General features: G+C 70.2%; 13 protein-coding genes. 5 read left to right on the forward strand and 8 right to left on the reverse strand.

Annotated features, from left to right (window positions below; translation table 11 throughout):
• Window positions 1-406: 406 nt before the first annotated feature.
• The 8 genes from FHG10_RS14070 to rpmH all read right to left on the reverse strand — a co-directional run bounded on the left by FHG10_RS14070 (window position 407) and on the right by rpmH (window position 6,998).
• Window positions 407-2,362 carry a ParB/RepB/Spo0J family partition protein gene (locus tag FHG10_RS14070; RefSeq protein ID WP_152353958.1) on the reverse strand — a complete coding sequence of 652 codons (1,956 nt, stop codon included), beginning with the start codon at window positions 2,360-2,362 and terminating at the stop codon, window positions 407-409.
• A 99-nt stretch (window positions 2,363-2,461) separates the two neighbouring features.
• Window positions 2,462-3,343, reverse strand: coding sequence for a ParA family protein (locus tag FHG10_RS14075; RefSeq protein WP_152354019.1), 882 nt, complete (start codon window positions 3,341-3,343; stop codon window positions 2,462-2,464).
• Between the two features lie 34 nt (window positions 3,344-3,377).
• Entirely contained in the window at window positions 3,378-4,115 is a 738-nt protein-coding gene (gene rsmG, locus FHG10_RS14080; protein WP_152353959.1) for a 16S rRNA (guanine(527)-N(7))-methyltransferase RsmG, read from the reverse strand.
• Window positions 4,115-4,840: a Jag family protein gene (locus tag FHG10_RS14085; RefSeq protein ID WP_152353960.1), complete on the reverse strand. Its 726-nt coding sequence runs from the start codon at window positions 4,838-4,840 to the stop codon at window positions 4,115-4,117. The genes rsmG and FHG10_RS14085 overlap by 1 nt, the downstream gene beginning before the upstream one ends.
• A 95-nt stretch (window positions 4,841-4,935) precedes the next feature.
• A complete protein-coding gene (yidC, locus tag FHG10_RS14090; RefSeq protein WP_152353961.1) occupies window positions 4,936-6,036 on the reverse strand; it encodes a membrane protein insertase YidC in 1,101 nt (366 codons plus the stop codon).
• Between the two features lie 85 nt (window positions 6,037-6,121).
• On the reverse strand, window positions 6,122-6,412 hold the full coding sequence (gene yidD, locus FHG10_RS14095) for a membrane protein insertion efficiency factor YidD (RefSeq protein WP_152354020.1): 291 nt from the start codon (window positions 6,410-6,412) through the stop codon (window positions 6,122-6,124).
• Window positions 6,412-6,825 (reverse strand): ribonuclease P protein component, encoded by a 414-nt coding sequence (rnpA, locus tag FHG10_RS14100; protein WP_152353962.1) that lies wholly within the window; start codon window positions 6,823-6,825, stop codon window positions 6,412-6,414. Before rnpA ends, yidD begins: the two co-directional genes overlap by 1 nt.
• Before the next feature lie 35 nt (window positions 6,826-6,860).
• Window positions 6,861-6,998: a 50S ribosomal protein L34 gene (gene rpmH, locus FHG10_RS14105; RefSeq protein ID WP_152353963.1), complete on the reverse strand. Its 138-nt coding sequence runs from the start codon at window positions 6,996-6,998 to the stop codon at window positions 6,861-6,863.
• Between the two features lie 399 nt (window positions 6,999-7,397).
• On the opposite strand from rpmH, the gene dnaA reads away from it, so the two are divergent.
• From dnaA to gyrB, 5 genes are all read left to right on the forward strand, one after another.
• Window positions 7,398-9,209: a chromosomal replication initiator protein DnaA gene (dnaA, locus tag FHG10_RS14110; protein ID WP_152353964.1), complete on the forward strand. Its 1,812-nt coding sequence runs from the start codon at window positions 7,398-7,400 to the stop codon at window positions 9,207-9,209.
• Window positions 9,210-9,814: 605 nt separating this feature from the next.
• The gene (gene dnaN, locus FHG10_RS14115) at window positions 9,815-10,939 is read left to right on the forward strand and encodes a DNA polymerase III subunit beta (RefSeq protein WP_152353965.1); all 1,125 of its coding nucleotides are present in this window, start codon (window positions 9,815-9,817) and stop codon (window positions 10,937-10,939) included.
• Window positions 10,940-10,959: 20 nt separating this feature from the next.
• Window positions 10,960-12,237 carry a DNA replication/repair protein RecF gene (gene recF / locus FHG10_RS14120; protein WP_152353966.1) on the forward strand — a complete coding sequence of 426 codons (1,278 nt, stop codon included), beginning with the start codon at window positions 10,960-10,962 and terminating at the stop codon, window positions 12,235-12,237.
• Window positions 12,234-13,034: a DUF721 domain-containing protein gene (locus tag FHG10_RS14125; RefSeq protein ID WP_227488266.1), complete on the forward strand. Its 801-nt coding sequence runs from the start codon at window positions 12,234-12,236 to the stop codon at window positions 13,032-13,034. The genes recF and FHG10_RS14125 overlap by 4 nt, the downstream gene beginning before the upstream one ends.
• A gap of 419 nt (window positions 13,035-13,453) precedes the next feature.
• Complete coding sequence (gyrB, locus tag FHG10_RS14130; RefSeq protein ID WP_152354022.1) at window positions 13,454-15,532, forward strand: DNA topoisomerase (ATP-hydrolyzing) subunit B; 2,079 nt, start codon at window positions 13,454-13,456, stop codon at window positions 15,530-15,532.
• Window positions 15,533-15,657: the final 125 nt, after the last annotated feature.

The following is a 15,657-nucleotide window of genomic DNA, read 5'->3' on the forward strand; positions in this document are numbered from 1 at the left end:
ACAACCCCACGAGACGAAATGCTGGGCCAGCTTTCCACAGCCACGTCCACACATGTGCAAGCCCACAAAGCGGTGCTCTCGGTACTGGGGACGCGTTCTCGCTGCAGGAAGAGACCGTTTGTATTACGCGGCAGTGATACATACTGTTGCGAGCACTGCCGGTAAGACAATAGGCCCGGGGCAGCCCCCCAGCTCACCGCACAAGGCTCGCGTGACTCTTGTGATGCCAGGTGCGTTCACGTCGTGGCCTGTCCGCACCACGCCTCCCATCCGGAGGCCCTGAGAGCCCCACCCCGGCCCCACGCTCGGGTGCACCGCATGTGTCTGCGCGTTTCACGGCGGGCACGACGAAGCCCTCCCCGCTCGGAACGGGGAGGGCTTCGTCGTAGAGAAGGCTCGGGAGTTTTCAGCTCTCCTGCGAGCCGAAGGCATCGCCGAGGTCCAGGCCGATCCTCGCCGCGAGACGCTCGAGGTCCTCGAGGTTCGAGAACTCCATCGTGATGCGACCCTTGCGCTTGCCCACGTCGATCTTCACGGGGGCCTCCAGGCGGTTCGACAGTCGACTGGTCAGATCGACCACGCGCGGGTTGTAGCTCGTGCGACGGGGAGCAGGGCGGTTCGCCGCAGGCTCGGTCCCGCGGGAGGCGAGGCGCTCGGTCTCCCGCACGGAGAGCCCGTCCGCGACCACGCGCTGCGCGAGCTCCTCCTGCAGGCGAGGGTCCTCGACCGCGAGGAGGGCACGCGCATGGCCCGCCGAGAGCGCGCCGCTGGCCAGGCGCCGCTGCACGAGGGCCGGAAGGCGCATCAGGCGCAGAGTGTTGGAGATCTGGGGACGGGAGCGGCCGATGCGATCGGCGAGCTCGTCCTGCGTGCAGCCGAAGTCCTCGAGAAGCTGCTGGTAGGCCGCAGCCTCTTCCAGAGGGTTCAGCTGGGACCGGTGGAGGTTCTCCAGCAGAGCGTCCCGAAGCAGGTCATCGTCGCTGGTGGCACGGATGATCGCCGGGATCGTCGCGAGTCCGGCGCGACGGGCTGCGCGCCAACGCCGCTCACCCATGACGAGCTCGAAGGACTCGCCATCGTCGGTGACGGGGATGGGTCGCACCACGACCGGCTGCAGCACGCCGACCTCGCGCAGGGAGAACGCGAGCTCGTCGAGCTGGTCATCGTCGAAGTCAGTGCGGGGGTTCCGCGGGTTCTCCCGGACCTCGTGGATCGGGATCTCGGCGAACTCGGCCCCCGGGACCGGCATGAGGCCCCTGCGGTCGTCCGTGTCACCGTCCTCGACGGACTCATCCTCCGCGCTGTCGAGCCCGAGGTCGTCATCGGTGCCCGCTGCCGAGCCGGCGAGGTCATCCGTGGAGTCTCCGCGCTGCGGCGAGGTCTCCGCGGTCCCCTCGTGGGCGGGGAATCGCTGGCCGGGCTCGACGTCCACGACCGGACTGTCCTCGCGCGGCGGCTCGACGGCCCCCGCAGCGGTGCTGTCCAGCGGGGCGCTGTCCTCGTGCGCGGGGGTGTTGGCACTCGAGGTCGGCTGTGCGCCGTCTTCAGCGCTCCGCTGCGGCTTGCCCTCGTCGGCCCGATCCGTGGAGGTGGGGGCCTCGGCGGATGTCGCGGAAGCGCCTGACCGGTTCGCCGATGCCGTGGACCGCGTGGACCGGGAGCTCTTCGGCTGCGTGGAAGCACTCTTTGCAGGACTCGTCGCGGACGCACCCGATGCTGACTTCGCAGCTGCGGTGGTGGATCCGGAGGCGGACGCGGCATCCTTCGGGGAGGAGCTCTGCGACGAGCTGCTCTTCGAGGACGAGGACGTCGACGCTGCGGCCTTCGACGCCGAAGCCCTCTTGGCCGTGGACTTCTTGGCCACGGACTTCTTGGCCGCGGGCGCCTTGGACGTGGGCTTCGTGGTCGACGTCTTGTGGGTCGACGACTTCGCGCTCGATGCCGGGGCCGAGGACGCCACCGCCTCGGTCGACTCGTCGGCACCGTCCGTCCCCGCGGGAGCCTCCTGCACCGAAGCCTCCTGCACCGGCGCCTCCGAGGGGGAGGCGACGCTGCGAGCGGCCACACCGCCGCGGGCGCGGGAGGAGCGGGGAGTGCGCGAAGCGGCGCGGCGCTCACGCGCATCGCGCGCCATGTCGCCGGCGATGTCCCCGCGTGCCGCGCGGGTGCGCTCGGAGGACTGGCCGTCCGTCGGATCGCCGGAGAAGAACATGTCGACGGGGCGAGCGGATGCTCCGCTCTCCCCGGGCTCGGCGGACGTGCGCGGATGGCTGCGCGTGCGCAGAGGCTGCTCGGCGGGAGGCGTGGACCCCCCGGGGATCAGCGCACCCAGACCGCGTCCGAGTCCTCGCTTCTGCGTCATGTCCGTCCTCACTGCTCAGTGATCGTGCGGGCCTCCGGGGCGTCCTCGCCTCTCGAGCCGTTCATGGATTCAGGGTGTTCTCCGGCGTCCCGCTGCAGGTCAGGGGACGCTTCGTGTGGTGAGCTCGTGCGCGGCCGCCCGATAGGCGAGCGCGCCGCTGCTCGTCGGATCGTACGACAGCACGGTCTGGCCGTAGCTCGGCGCCTCCGAGATCCTCACGGAGCGAGGGATCGTCGTCCCGAAGGTCTGATCCGGGAAGTGCGTGCGGACGTCCTCCGCGACCTGCGCCGCGAGCCGGGTGCGGGCGTCGTACATCGTGAGCAGGATCGAGGAGACCACGAGCTCCGGGTTCAGGTGCTGACGCAGCAGATCGATGTTCTTCAGCAGCAGCGTGAGGCCCTCGAGCGCGTAGTACTCGGCCTGGATGGGGATGAGCACCTCGCGGGCGGCGACCAGCGAGTTCACGGTCAGCAGCCCCAGGCTCGGCGGGCAGTCGATGAGCACGTAGTCCAGGCGCTCGCGTCCCGAGGACTCGCGAGCGGCGAGGTAGTCCCGGATCGAGCCGCGCAGACGGTTCTCGCGCGCGACCATCGAGACCAGCTCGATCTCTGCGCCCGAGAGGTCGATCGTGGCCGGGGCGCACAGCATGCCCTCGACCTCGCCGACCCCCTGCACGACGTCGTCCAGCGGGGTCGACTCCACCAGGACGTCGTACATGCTCGCGACCTCGGACTGATGGTCCACGCCCAGCGCCGTCGACGCGTTGCCCTGCGGGTCCATGTCGATGACCAGGACCTTCAGCCCGCCCATGGCCAGGGCGGCCGCGAGGTTGACGGTCGTGGACGTCTTGCCCACCCCGCCCTTCTGGTTGGCCACCGTGATCACGCGCGTGCTCTCGGGAGCGTCGAACACGAGTCCCTCCAATTCCCGTCGACGAGCATGGTCCCGGGCGAGCTGGCGCATGAGAGGGGTGTCGTCCATGCTCCCGGTGGGACCGGTGGAACGGCTGCGGCTCTCAGCCACGTGCCTCTCCCTTCCTCGTCCGTGCAGTGCTCGCGCTCCCGTCCTGCGGGGCGCGGCGCACCCTGACCACTGTAGTGGGAACCTCGACCTCTCCCACTCCGAGCTCCAGCACATGAGGATCGACTCCGCCCAGGCGACGCAGCACCTTCTGCGCGCGCTCGATCTCCTCGGCAGCGGAGCTCCCCTTGAGCGCCAGCAGCTCCCCCTCGGGGACGACGAGCGGGAGGGTCCACTTCGCGAGCTTCTCGAGGGCGGCCACGGCCCGGGCCGTCACCGCGTCGAAGGTTCGCTCTCCGTGCAGATCCTCTGCGCGTGCGCGGACCACCTCGACGTCGATCCCCAGCTCCTCGGCGACCTCCTCGAGCCAGCTCGCCCGGCGCTGCATGGTCTCGATGAGCGTGATCCGCAGATCGGGCCGGGCGATGGCGAGGACCACGCCGGGCAGGCCTGCACCGGAGCCGACGTCTGCCAGCGTGCGCGTGCCCTCGTCGATCGCGTCGGCGAGCAGCGCGCAGTTGACCAGGTGGCGCTCCCAGAGCCGGTCCACCTCGCGCGGGCCGATGAGGCCGCGCTCGAGGCCGTCGGTGGCGAGCATGCCGACGAAGCGCTCGGCAAGGCCCAGCCGGTCACCGAGCAGCCGCTCGGCGACGGGCCGCAGAAGCTCTGGCAGCGCCGGAGCCTTGACATCGCTGCCGACGGTGCCCTCGGAGCCCGCGGGACCGACGCCCATCAGGACGCCGGGTAGATGACGACGTGGCGGTCCTTGCCGTCCCCGTCGGACTCGGAGCGCAGACCCGCCTTCTTCGCGACGTCGTGGACGACCTTGCGCTCGAAGGGGTTCATCGGCCGCAGCGGCACCGGACTGCCGTTCTCGCGGGCGGTCGAGACGGCATCCTCGGCGAGGTGCTCGAGGTCGTCCTTGCGCTGCGCGCGGAAGCCGCCGATGTCGAGCATGAGGCGCGAGCGGTTGCCGGTGCGGGACTGCACGGCGAGGCGGGCGAGCTCCTGCAGGGCATCGAGCAGCTCGCCGCGAGATCCGTTGAGCTGCGCGAGGCGGTCGGCGCCGCGGATCTCGACCGACGCGCGGTCCCCGTCCACATCGATGTCGATGTCGCCGTCGAGATCGGCGATGTCGAGCAGCTCCTCGAGGTAGTCGGCTGCGATGTCGCCCTCCTCCTCGAGCTCGCGGACGCGCTCTGCCGGATCACGGGGCGCCACGGGCTCCTCGTCGGAGTCCTCGGACGCGGCGCGCTCCTGCGCGGGGGCCTCGTCTGCGGCGTCCGCGCCGGCGCCGTCCTCGCCGGCCGGGGGCTCGTCGGCCGTGTGCGCGTCGGACGACGGCTCCTGGGCCTCGGGGGCGTGGGCCTCGGGCGCGTCGCCGGTCTCGACGACCGGGGTGCTCGTGGGGACCTCGGGCGTCTCGACGGCGTCGTCGGAGGTGCTGGGTTCGGTCATGGTGCTCTCCTCGGGGGATGGATAAGGCCGTGGGCCGTGCATCGGATCCGCAGGGGCGGGGCGATCCGCCCCTGCGGGATCGTGCGGGGAACGACTCAGCGCTTGCGCTTCTTGCCCTTGTTCAGGGCGTTGGAAGGCTTCTTGCCCGACAGATCGGGGGCCTGCTCGCCACCGGCCTGGCTGCGGGCCCGCCGCTCCTCCTGGGCCTTGCGGCGCGCCTCGCGGGCCGCCTCGAGGCGCTCGGCGTCCGTCATCTTCTTCCCGCCCTTGTTGGCCTTGGGCTGTACCCGGATCGGGGCGTCGTCGTCGACGACCACGGGCTTCTTGGGCGTGAAGTCGAGGGGCTCGAGGCCGTTCTTCTCGCGCTTGGCGTTGATGCGCTTCTGGTGCGAGGCCTCGGCGGGCGAGCCGGGCGTCGGGTACGTGTAGACCACGATCGCCTGCTGCGCCATGGTCCAGACCGTGGTGGTCAGCATGTAGGTGAGCACGCCGATCGGCAGGCCCGGTCCCGTGATCACGTAGATGAACGGGAGCATGTAGATCATCATCTTCTGGGTGCTCGCCATCGGCCCCTCGAGGGCTGACGGCGGCATGTTCCGCATCGTCAGCTCCTTCTGGGTGATGAAGTTGCCCAGACACATCAGAGCGATGATGACGCCCGCGACGATCTTGGTGCCGATGCCGCCGGCGCCGGAGTTCAGGAAGCTGTCCGCGATGGTGACATGGCCGAAGAGGGTCGCGTGGTAGGCGTTGGAGGCCAGATCATGCGTCAGGGGGCCGAAGGCCTCCCCGTTCGCCGCATCCTTGAGCTTGTAGAACAGCACCCGGAACAGTGCGAAGAAGATCGGCATCTGCAGCAGCAGAGGCAGGCACGAGGAGAGCGGGTTCGCCCCGGCCTCCCGGTAGATGGCCATGGTCTCCTCGCTCATGGCCTGCCGGGACGCCTGGTCGGTCTTGCCCTTGTACTTCTTCTGCACGGCCTTGAGCTGCGGCGAGACCGCCTGCATGGCGCGCGAGGAGCGGATCTGCCGGATGAACAGCGGCGTGATCAGGGTGCGGACGACGATCGTGAGCCCCACGATGGACAGCAGCCAGGTCCAGCCGGAGCTGCCGTCCATGAAGAGGTCGAGGAACCGGTGGAACAGCACCATGATCCATGCGACGGCCCACTCGATGGGATAGAGGATGTTGGGCATCGGCCTGATCTTCCTGCCGTCCGTAGGCGCATGTCGTTCATGCGGTGTGACGGCTGCGGGTCGGGGTCTCGGACAAGGGTAGGCCCTATCGGGCTGGGCGCCGCCCTCGCGAGCGATGGCCGGGACGTGGGTTCGTCCACATCCCGGGTGCCGGCACGGGATCGATCCCGCCCCGGGTGAAGGGGTTGCAGCGCACGATCCGCCAGGCGGTCAGCAGCAGTCCCTTGACGGCTCCGTGCCTGCGCAGGGCGTCCATGCCGTACTGCGAGCACACGGGGTCGAAGCGGCACGCCGGCGGCGTGTAGGGGGAGATCCCCACCTGGTAGGCGCGGACCGGGAGCATGAGCACCCGGCGCGGGAGCGCCGCCAGGGGCATCACGGCGCGACCGCCGTGGTCGGTGCCGCGGACTCGGTGCTCTCCGAGACTCTGGGTGCCGAGCGCTTCTCGAGCTTCCGGCGGGCGCTCGCGATGGCGCCCGTCACCTGCTCCTCGAGGTCGGCGTAGAGCACGTCCTGCACCCCGGGGAGGGTCCGCAGCACCAGGTCGGAGCGCTCGGGGATCTCGGTCAGGTGGCTGCGCACGATCTCCCGCAGACGGCGGGCCACCCGATGGCGCACCACCGAGTTGCCCACCTTGGTGGAGACGACGAATCCCACGCGGGCCTCCTGGGGCTCCTCCGTGCGGAGGACCAGGTGGGCGACCACGTGGGATCGTGCGGCGCGGGCTCCCCGACGGGTGGCCGTGCGGAACTGCTGCGCCGTGTGCAGCCGGTGGCGGGACCAGCTCATGGCCCTGCCTCCGAGATCACCGGTCGAGCCGAGGCTCAGGCCGAGAGCTCGGAGCGGCCCTTCGAACGGCGCGCGTTGATGATGGCGCGGCCGGCGCGGGTGCGCATGCGGGCGCGGAAGCCGTGCTTGCGGGCGCGGCGGCGGTTGTTCGGCTGGAACGTACGCTTGGTCATCGGTTCTCCTCGATCGCGGCACAGGGGCGTGCCTCTCGCGGTGGCTCTGGGGCCGCTGCGCGATCACGGGGGCGGGCGCTTCCGGTGTCCGGGGCCGACGTGGTGCCCGGTTCCGTGCGACTCCGCCGACCCAGGGGGCGGCACAGCGACGACTGCACGATCCTAGGCTCGGGCACACGGGGGGTCAACGGACGCGGCCCTGGTCAGCCCGATTGTGGTGCGATTCTCACCGGCCGCGAGGAATCCTGCGGCGTCCCGGCGAGGCTCTCATGACGGTCAGCTGACGAGGCGGCCACCGGGTGCTCCCGGCGATGTGCATGCTCACGCCCGGAGCGTCCCCAGGGGTTCCGAGACTGTGGAAAACTGGGTGGACAACCCTGAGCCCGTACGGAGAGCAGCATGGACGAGACAGCCGTCGACTACGACGCGACCTGGGACGAGACCCTTCGGATCCTGCGTCGGTACGAGACCGTCACCGAGCGCGCCATGGCCTTCCTGACCCTCTCCCGGCTGATGGCCATCGTCGCGGACACCGCCCTGGTCGCAGCGCCTTCCACCTGGGCGAAGGATCTCTTCGAGCAGCGCATCGCCGGGGCACTGAAGGAGGCGCTGTCCGAGGCCACAGGCCGGGAGACCCGCTTCGCCGTGACGGTCGACGAGTCCCTCTTCGAGGACGACGACGAACCCCCGCGGAGCACGGCCACCACCGACCGCGCCGGATCCACCGGTGCTGTGGACGCCGATGTGGACAACGTGGACGGAGCGGACGCCCCGGGCGGCGCCCAGGGCGGCTCCGGGGGTGCCCGGAGCACAGCCTCCGGTCCCTCCTCGGCCCCGTCGTCCGCAGCCGCCGGGGTCCCGCGGTCCGCCCCGTCCCCCCTGACGTCCTCACCGTCCTCCTTCTCCTCCCCGGACCCCGCTCCGGCCGGAGCCGCTGGTGCACGCGGACCGTTCGGCGCCGATCGCTTCCCCGCGGAGGGGCCGACGGAGGCGGGGACGGGAGCAGCGCCGTCCGACGCCCGGAGCCGGCGCGAGGGCGCCGAGTGGTTCGCCCACGAGGACGAGGCCCGTCGCTCGGAGAGGACGCAGCGGGTCGACGAGTCCCGTCGGCCCGCGGAGGCGGCAGCACCCGCCGACGAGGAGTCGACGCTGGGCTCGGACTCGCGCCTGAACGCGAAGTACACCTTCGACACCTTCGTCATCGGCTCGTCGAACCGCTTCGCACAGGCCGCCGCGTCCGCGGTCGCCGAGGCCCCCGCCCGCGCCTACAACCCTCTGTTCATCTACGGCGGCTCGGGCCTGGGCAAGACCCACCTGCTGCATGCGGTGGGCCACTACGCGCAGTCGCTGTACCCGGGCATCGAGGTGCGCTACGTGAACTCCGAAGAGTTCACCAACGACTTCATCAACTCCGTGCAGTCCGGCCAGTTCGGCAAGGCCCAGGAGTTCCACCGCCGCTACCGCGACATCGACATCCTGCTCATCGACGACATCCAGTTCCTGCAGCGCGCCCCGGAGACGATGGAGGCCTTCTTCCATACGTTCAACACCCTGCACAACGCGGACAAGCAGATCGTCATCACCTCCGACCTGCCCCCGAAGCAGCTGGGCGGCTTCGAGGACCGCATGCGCTCGCGCTTCGAGATGGGGCTGATGACGGACGTGCAGCCGCCGGACCTCGAGACCCGCATCGCGATTCTTCGCAAGAAGGTCGAGATGGAGGGCACCCAGGAGGTCCCCCGCGACGTCCTGGAGTACATCGCCTCGAGGATCTCCACGAACATCCGCGAGCTCGAGGGCGCCCTGATCCGCGTCCAGGCGCTGCATTCCCTGTCGCGGCAGCCGATGGACGTCTCCCTCGCCGAGAGCGTGCTGAAGGATCTGCTGGCCCATGACGACGGAGCCGAGGTCACGGCCGCGACAATCATCGCGCAGACCGCCTCCTACTTCGGGCTCACGGTCGACCAGATCACCGGCGGCGCCCGCACGCGCGTGCTCGTCACCGCGCGCCAGATCGCCATGTACCTGTGCCGGGAGCTCACGGACATGCCGCTCATCCGGATCGGGGAGGAGTTCGGCGGCCGCGACCACACCACCGTCATGCACGCCAACAAGAAGATCTCCGAGCTCATGAAGGAACGGCGGGCGATCTTCAACCAGGTGACCGAGCTGACGGCGCGCATCAAGAACTCGAGCTCCCAGAACGCCTGAGACCGCTTCGCCGTCCGGGAGCGCTCGACGGGCATCTCGTCGCAGCCGGGCCCTGACACACCCTGCGACAGACCACGGGTCACAGGGACGGCAGGAGCTTCTCCGTCCCCAGTGTGAACAACTCTGTGGACAATGTGGAGGACAGGACGTTCCCGCAGGGGTCGATGTGCATGGATTCTTGTGGTTCCGAGGGCCGGATCGGACAGATGTGCACAGAGCGCCCACATCGGCAGCGGTGTCGTCAACGCTCCATGCACGAATGGAGAGTGCATCGTGACCTGCGATGACGTGAGTTCTCCACGACATCAACAGCCGTGAAGAAGAGGAATCCTGTTCTTGTTCCGCTCATGATGTGGAGAAGTCGGGGTGCGCGGGCTGCATCCGTCGGGCCGGAGCCCCGGAGCTTCGAGGCCGTGAATGTCAAGCGTGTGATTCGGTGTGTCGCGAGAAGTGCCTCCGAGCGGCTACGCTGACGACCGCGCCCCGAGGGATCCGTCCCCGGGGCGATTCCCGCCGAGAGCCGGCGTCCCGGCAGCTCGGCACCCCGCACCTGATCCGCCGGGAGACCGGCACCGACCTCGACCCCCTGCGAAGGAGTGGCAACGGTGAAGTTCCACCTCGACCGCGGCGTCCTCGGCGACGCCGTCACCTGGGCGACCCGTACGCTCCCCGTCCGGCCCGCGATGCCGATCCTGCAGGGCGTGCGCATCGTCGCCCAGAGCACCGGCGAGCTGCTGCTGTCGACCTTCGACTACGAGGTCAGCGCGCAGATCACCCTTCCCGCCGAGGTCGAGGACCCGGGCGAGGTCCTGGTCCAGGGCCGCATGCTCTCGGACATCGTCCGCTCGCTGCCGAACAGGGACGTCTCGATCGAGCTCGTCGGCACCAAGGTGGAGGTCCGCTGCGGCAGCGCCGCGTTCTCCCTGGCGACCCTTCCCGTCGACGAGTACCCGCAGCTCCCGGAGATGCCCCCGGTCGCGGGCTCCGTCCAGGCCGACGTGTTCGCCGAGGCCATCTCCCAGGTCACCGTCGCCGCCTCCAAGGACGACACCCTTCCGCTGCTGACCGGCGTGCGCGTCGAGATCGTCGGCGAGAAGATGACGCTGATGGCGACCGACCGCTACCGCCTGGCGATGAGCGAGATCACGTGGCGCCCCTCGCGGCCCGACCTCGAGATCACCGCCCTGGTGCGCGCCCGCACCCTGCAGGAGGTGGCGCGCTCCCTCGCGACCGGCGGCAGCGTCGACATCGCGATCTCCGACGACTCCTCCGCGAACCTCATCGGCTTCGAGTCCGGCGGGCGCCGCACCACCTCGACCCTCGTGGACGGGGACTACCCGCCGGTGCGCCGCCTGTTCCCGAGCTCGACCCCGATCACGGCCGTGGTCGCGACCGCTCCGCTCATCGACGCGGTCAAGCGCGTCTCCCTGGTCGCCGAGAGGAACACCCCCGTGCGGTTCTCCTTCACCGAGGGAAACGTGACCCTCGAGGCCGGCGCGGGCGACGACGCCCAGGCCTCCGAGTCCCTCGAGGCGAAGCTGGACGGGGAGGAGCTCGTGGTCGGCTTCAACTCCGGCTTCCTGCTCGACGGCCTGGGCGCCCTCGGCGAGGACTTCGCGAAGCTCACCTTCACGGACTCCATCAAGCCCTCGGTCATGGGCGGCCAGGAGTCCCTCGAGGGCGATGCCTCCGGCGAGTACAAGTACCTGATCATGCCGATGCGGATCTGAGGGGGCGGGGTGATGTCCCCGTGCATCTGACCTCCCTGGATCTTCTCGACTTCCGCTCCTACGAGCACCTCGAGCTGCCCTTCGCGCCCGGCGTGACCGTCTTCGTCGGTCCCAACGGGCAGGGCAAGACGAACATCGTCGAATCGCTCTGGTACCTCGCGACCCTCTCCAGCCACCGCGTCCCGCACGACGCCGCCCTGGTGCGGCGCGGGGAATCGACCGCGATCATCCGCGCCGCCTTCGTGCGCGCCGGCCGCGATCTGCAGGTCGATCTGCAGATCACCCCGGGCAAGTCGAACCGCGCGCGTGTGCAGGGCGCCGCCCTGAACCGGCTGCGGGACCTGCTCGGCGAGGTGCGCGCCGTGCTCTTCGCCCCCGAGGACCTGGGCCTGGTCAAGGCCGATCCCGAAGGTCGACGGCGATTCCTCGACGAGCTGCTCTTCCTCATCGCCCCCCGTTTCGCGGGCGTGAAGGCCGACTACGACCGCGTGGTCAAGCAGCGCACGGGTCTCCTCAAGCAGATGCGCACCATGCGACGCGGCGGCGCCGGCCGCTCCGTGGGCGGTCTCGACCCCGAGGAGGCCGCGATCTCGACCCTCGAGGTATGGGACCAGCAGCTCGCCCGCTTCGGCGCCGAGCTGCTGCGCGCCCGCGTGCATCTCGTGAATCGCCTGCGCCCCCACGTCGGCTACTCCTACCTGCGCGTGGCGAGCGACGCCGGCGCCGAGTCCTCCCTCGATCTGCCGCCCGACCAGCGCGGCAGCATCGACTCCCCGGCCGACATCTCCTACCGCTCGAGCGTGCTCGACACCCTCGCCGTGCCCGACGGCGCGCTGCCCAGCACCAAGGAGCTCGAGGACGCCCTGCTCGCCGAGGCCGTCGCCAAGCGCGACGAGGAGGTCGACCGCGGAGTGACCCTCGTCGGCCCCCATCGCGACGACCTCGAGATCCGTCTGCACGGCTTCCCCGCCAAGGGCTACGCGAGCCACGGCGAGTCCTGGTCGCTCGCGCTCTCCCTGCGCCTGGGCTCCTACGACCTGCTGCGCCTGGAGGAGGGCGACCTGGGCGCCGGCGAGCCGATCCTCGTGCTCGACGACGTCTTCAGCGAGCTCGACACCAGCCGCCGTGAGCGCCTGGGACGCATCGTCACCGGTGCCTCCCAGGTGCTCATCACCACGGCCAACGACTCCGACATCCCCGACTCCCTCGAGGGCGAGATCCATGTGGTCGACGTCCAGCTCGGCGAGGCGCGGGCCCGCGAGGGGACTCTCCACCACGGCGGCGGGAGCAGCTGGTGACTCCCGCGTCGGGCGGGGTGCCCAACCCCTACGACCTGGGCACCTGGCGGGAGCGCGCGGCGCAGGAGGAGCGGCGCCAGGCCCTCGCCGGCAGCGGCGGTCGGCGCGCTCCCGCACGTCGGGACGACGCGACCTCGCCGATGAAGGGGGTGGCGGAGCGATCGGCCGGGCAACCGGCGGATCAGGCGGCGGAAGAGCCGGCGTTCGGGTCCGCCGGCCAGACGCCCGTCGATGCGGATCGCGTCGATGAGGAGCCCGTCGACCCTCCTGAGCTGCCCCGCAGCGACGACTCCTTCGAGCTCGCCCGACGCACCGTCAACCGCTCCCGCGCCGCCGCTCGGGATCGTGGCCTGTTCCCGATCTCCGCGAAGACGCAGGGCCTGCACGAGCGCCGCAGGCGCAGCACGCCCGGGTACTCGGGCTCGCGCCCCGATGCCCGCGATCCGCAGGGGCTCGAGGCCGTGATGCGACGGGTCCTGGGTGACCTGGGCTGGACCGAGGGCATGAACTCCGGGCGCGTCCTGGAGGAATGGGACGAGATCGTGGGTCCGAGCGTCGCCGAGCACTGCACCCCCGTCTCGCTCGACGAGGGCGTGCTCGTGGTCTCCGCGAGCTCCTCGGCCTGGGCCACCCAGATGCGCATGCTCACCCCTCGCCTGATCTCCACGATCGAGGAGCACGTCGGCGCGCACGTCGTCTCCGAGCTGCGGGTCACCGGGCCCGCCGCCGCGGAACGCACCTGGAAGCGGGGCCGGCGCACCGTCACCTGGCGCGGCCCCCGCGACACGTACGGCTGAGGAAGTGGCCGAAGCACCACACGCCCTCCAGACGCGTCAGCGGCCCGCCGGACGTACCGGCCCTCATCTCCACCACCCCGGATCACTCCGAGAGGCGTCCCAGAGTCTCCTGGAGGCACTTCCAGGGACGATCTGTCCCCATTTTCGCGTCGCGGAGCGTGAATCGAGGCCGTCGATCCGCTAGAATGAAGAGGTTCGGCCGGGAGCATCCACGGCCGCGGATCAGGAGACGTCGGCTGCGGCCGCTCGCTCCGGGTCGCCCCAGGTCATCGCACGGACTCGCGCCGTGGGGAGATCGGTGCGCCGTCTGCGGCACACGATGCCGCCGGTCGGCGAGCACGGCACCCGTCGGCGGGATGACCCCGCCCTTGGTGTGCACCGAGACCCGAGGAGCGAACCCCGACGTGAGCGACAGCGCGATGCCAGCCGAGAATCCCGAGCAGCAGACGCCGGAGGAGACCGAGCATCAGCTCTCGGCCGAGGTCGCCGGAGGGAACTACGGCGCCTCCGACATCACCGTCCTCAAGGGCCTGGACGCGGTCCGCAAGCGCCCCGGCATGTACATCGGGTCGACCGGTGAGCGCGGCCTGCACCACATGGTCCAGGAGATCGTCGACAACTCCGTGGACGAGGCGATGGCCGGCTACGGCGAGACCATCGAGGTCACGCTGCTCGTCGATGGCGGAGTGCGCGTGGTTGACCATGCCCGCGGCATCCCCGTCGGCATGCACCCCACCGAGGGCAAGCCCACCGTCGAGCTCGTGCTCACCCAGCTGCACGCGGGCGGCAAGTTCGGCGGCGGCGGGTACGCCGTCTCCGGCGGCCTCCACGGCGTGGGCTCCTCCGTCGTGAACGCCCTGTCCACCCGGCTCGACGTCGAGGTGCGCCGCGAGGGCCATGTGCACCGCCAGACCTACCTGCGCGGAGCGCCGTCGACCGATCTGGTCGAGGGCGAGGAGACCGAGGAGACCGGCACCACCATCACCTTCTGGGCCGATGCCGACATCTTCGACACCGTCGACTACGACTTCGAGACGCTGCGCAAGCGCTTCCAGCAGATGGCCTTCCTCAACAAGGGCCTGCGGATCACGCTGACCGACGAGCGCCCGCAGGTGGTCGAGGAGGAGGACGACCAGGCAGTCGACGTCGCGCGCGAGGCCGAGGACGCCGCCGAGGGCACCGACCCCAAGAAGCCGCGCACCGTCACCTACCGCTACGAGAACGGGCTGCGCGACTTCGTCGCCTACATCAACTCCGTCAAACGGGCCGACATCGTGCACCCCGAGATCATCGACATCGAGGCCGAGGACACCGAGGTCATGATCTCCGTGGAGATCGCGATGCAGTGGACGACCGCGTACTCCGAATCGGTCCACACCTACGCCAACACGATCAACACCCACGAGGGCGGCACCCACGAGGAGGGCTTCCGCTCCGCGCTCACCGGCGTCGTCAACCGCTACGCCAAGGCGCAGGGCCTCATCAAGGACAAGGACCCGAACCTCACCGGCGAGGACATCCGCGAGGGCCTCACAGCGGTCGTCTCCGTGAAGCTCGGCGAGCCCCAGTTCGAGGGCCAGACCAAGACCAAGCTCGGCAACACCATCGCCCGCACCTTCGTCTCCAAGGTGATGACGGAGAAGGTCGGCGACTGGTTCGAGTCCCACCCGGGCGAGGCCCGCGACATCGTGCGCAAGGCGCAGAGCGCCGCGCTCGCGCGCGAGGCCGCCCGCAAGGCCCGCGACGCGACCCGCCGCAAGTCCCCGCTCGAGAGCGGCGGCATGCCCGGCAAGCTCAAGGACTGCCAGTCCCGCAACCCCGCCGAGTGCGAGGTGTTCATCGTCGAGGGCGACTCCGCCGGCGGCTCCGCCGTGCAGGGCCGCGACCCGCGCACCCAGGCGATCCTCCCCATCCGCGGCAAGATCCTGAACGTCGAGAAGGCGCGCCTGGACCGCGCCCTGGACAACCAGGAGGTGCGTTCGCTGATCACCGCCTTCGGCACCGGCATCGGCGAGGACTTCGACGCCACCAAGCTGCGGTACCACAAGATCATCCTGATGGCCGACGCCGACGTCGACGGCCAGCACATCTGCACCCTGCTGCTGACTCTGCTGTTCCGCTACATGCGCCCGCTCATCGAGCTCGGCCACGTGTTCATCGCGATGCCGCCGCTGTACCGCCTGAAGTGGTCCAACGCCCCGCACGACTACGTGTTCAGCGACGACGAGCGCGACGCGCGCCTCGCCGAGGGCCGCGCCTCCGGCAAGCGGATCCCCAAGGACAACGGCATCCAGCGCTACAAGGGCCTGGGCGAGATGGACTGGCAGGAGCTGCAGACCACCACGATGGACCGCGCCTCGCGCACCCTCAAGCAGGTCACCGTCGACGAGGCGGCCGACGCCGACGCGGTGTTCTCCGTGCTCATGGGAGACGACGTCGATTCCCGCCGCCGCTTCATCCAGGAGAACGCGAAGGACGTGCGCTTCCTCGACATCTGATCGAGCGCCAGCCCGCCCCGCCCCTCCGAGACGACCCGCACTGACAGGCCCTGAACGAAAGGCGCCAGCTGATGAACGACGATTCCGACACCCCCGAGAACCCCGGCACCCCGGGCGACCCCGGG

The sequence above is a fragment of the Brachybacterium subflavum genome (assembly GCF_009299795.1).
Taxonomy (GTDB): Bacteria; Actinomycetota; Actinomycetes; order Actinomycetales; family Dermabacteraceae; genus Brachybacterium; species Brachybacterium subflavum.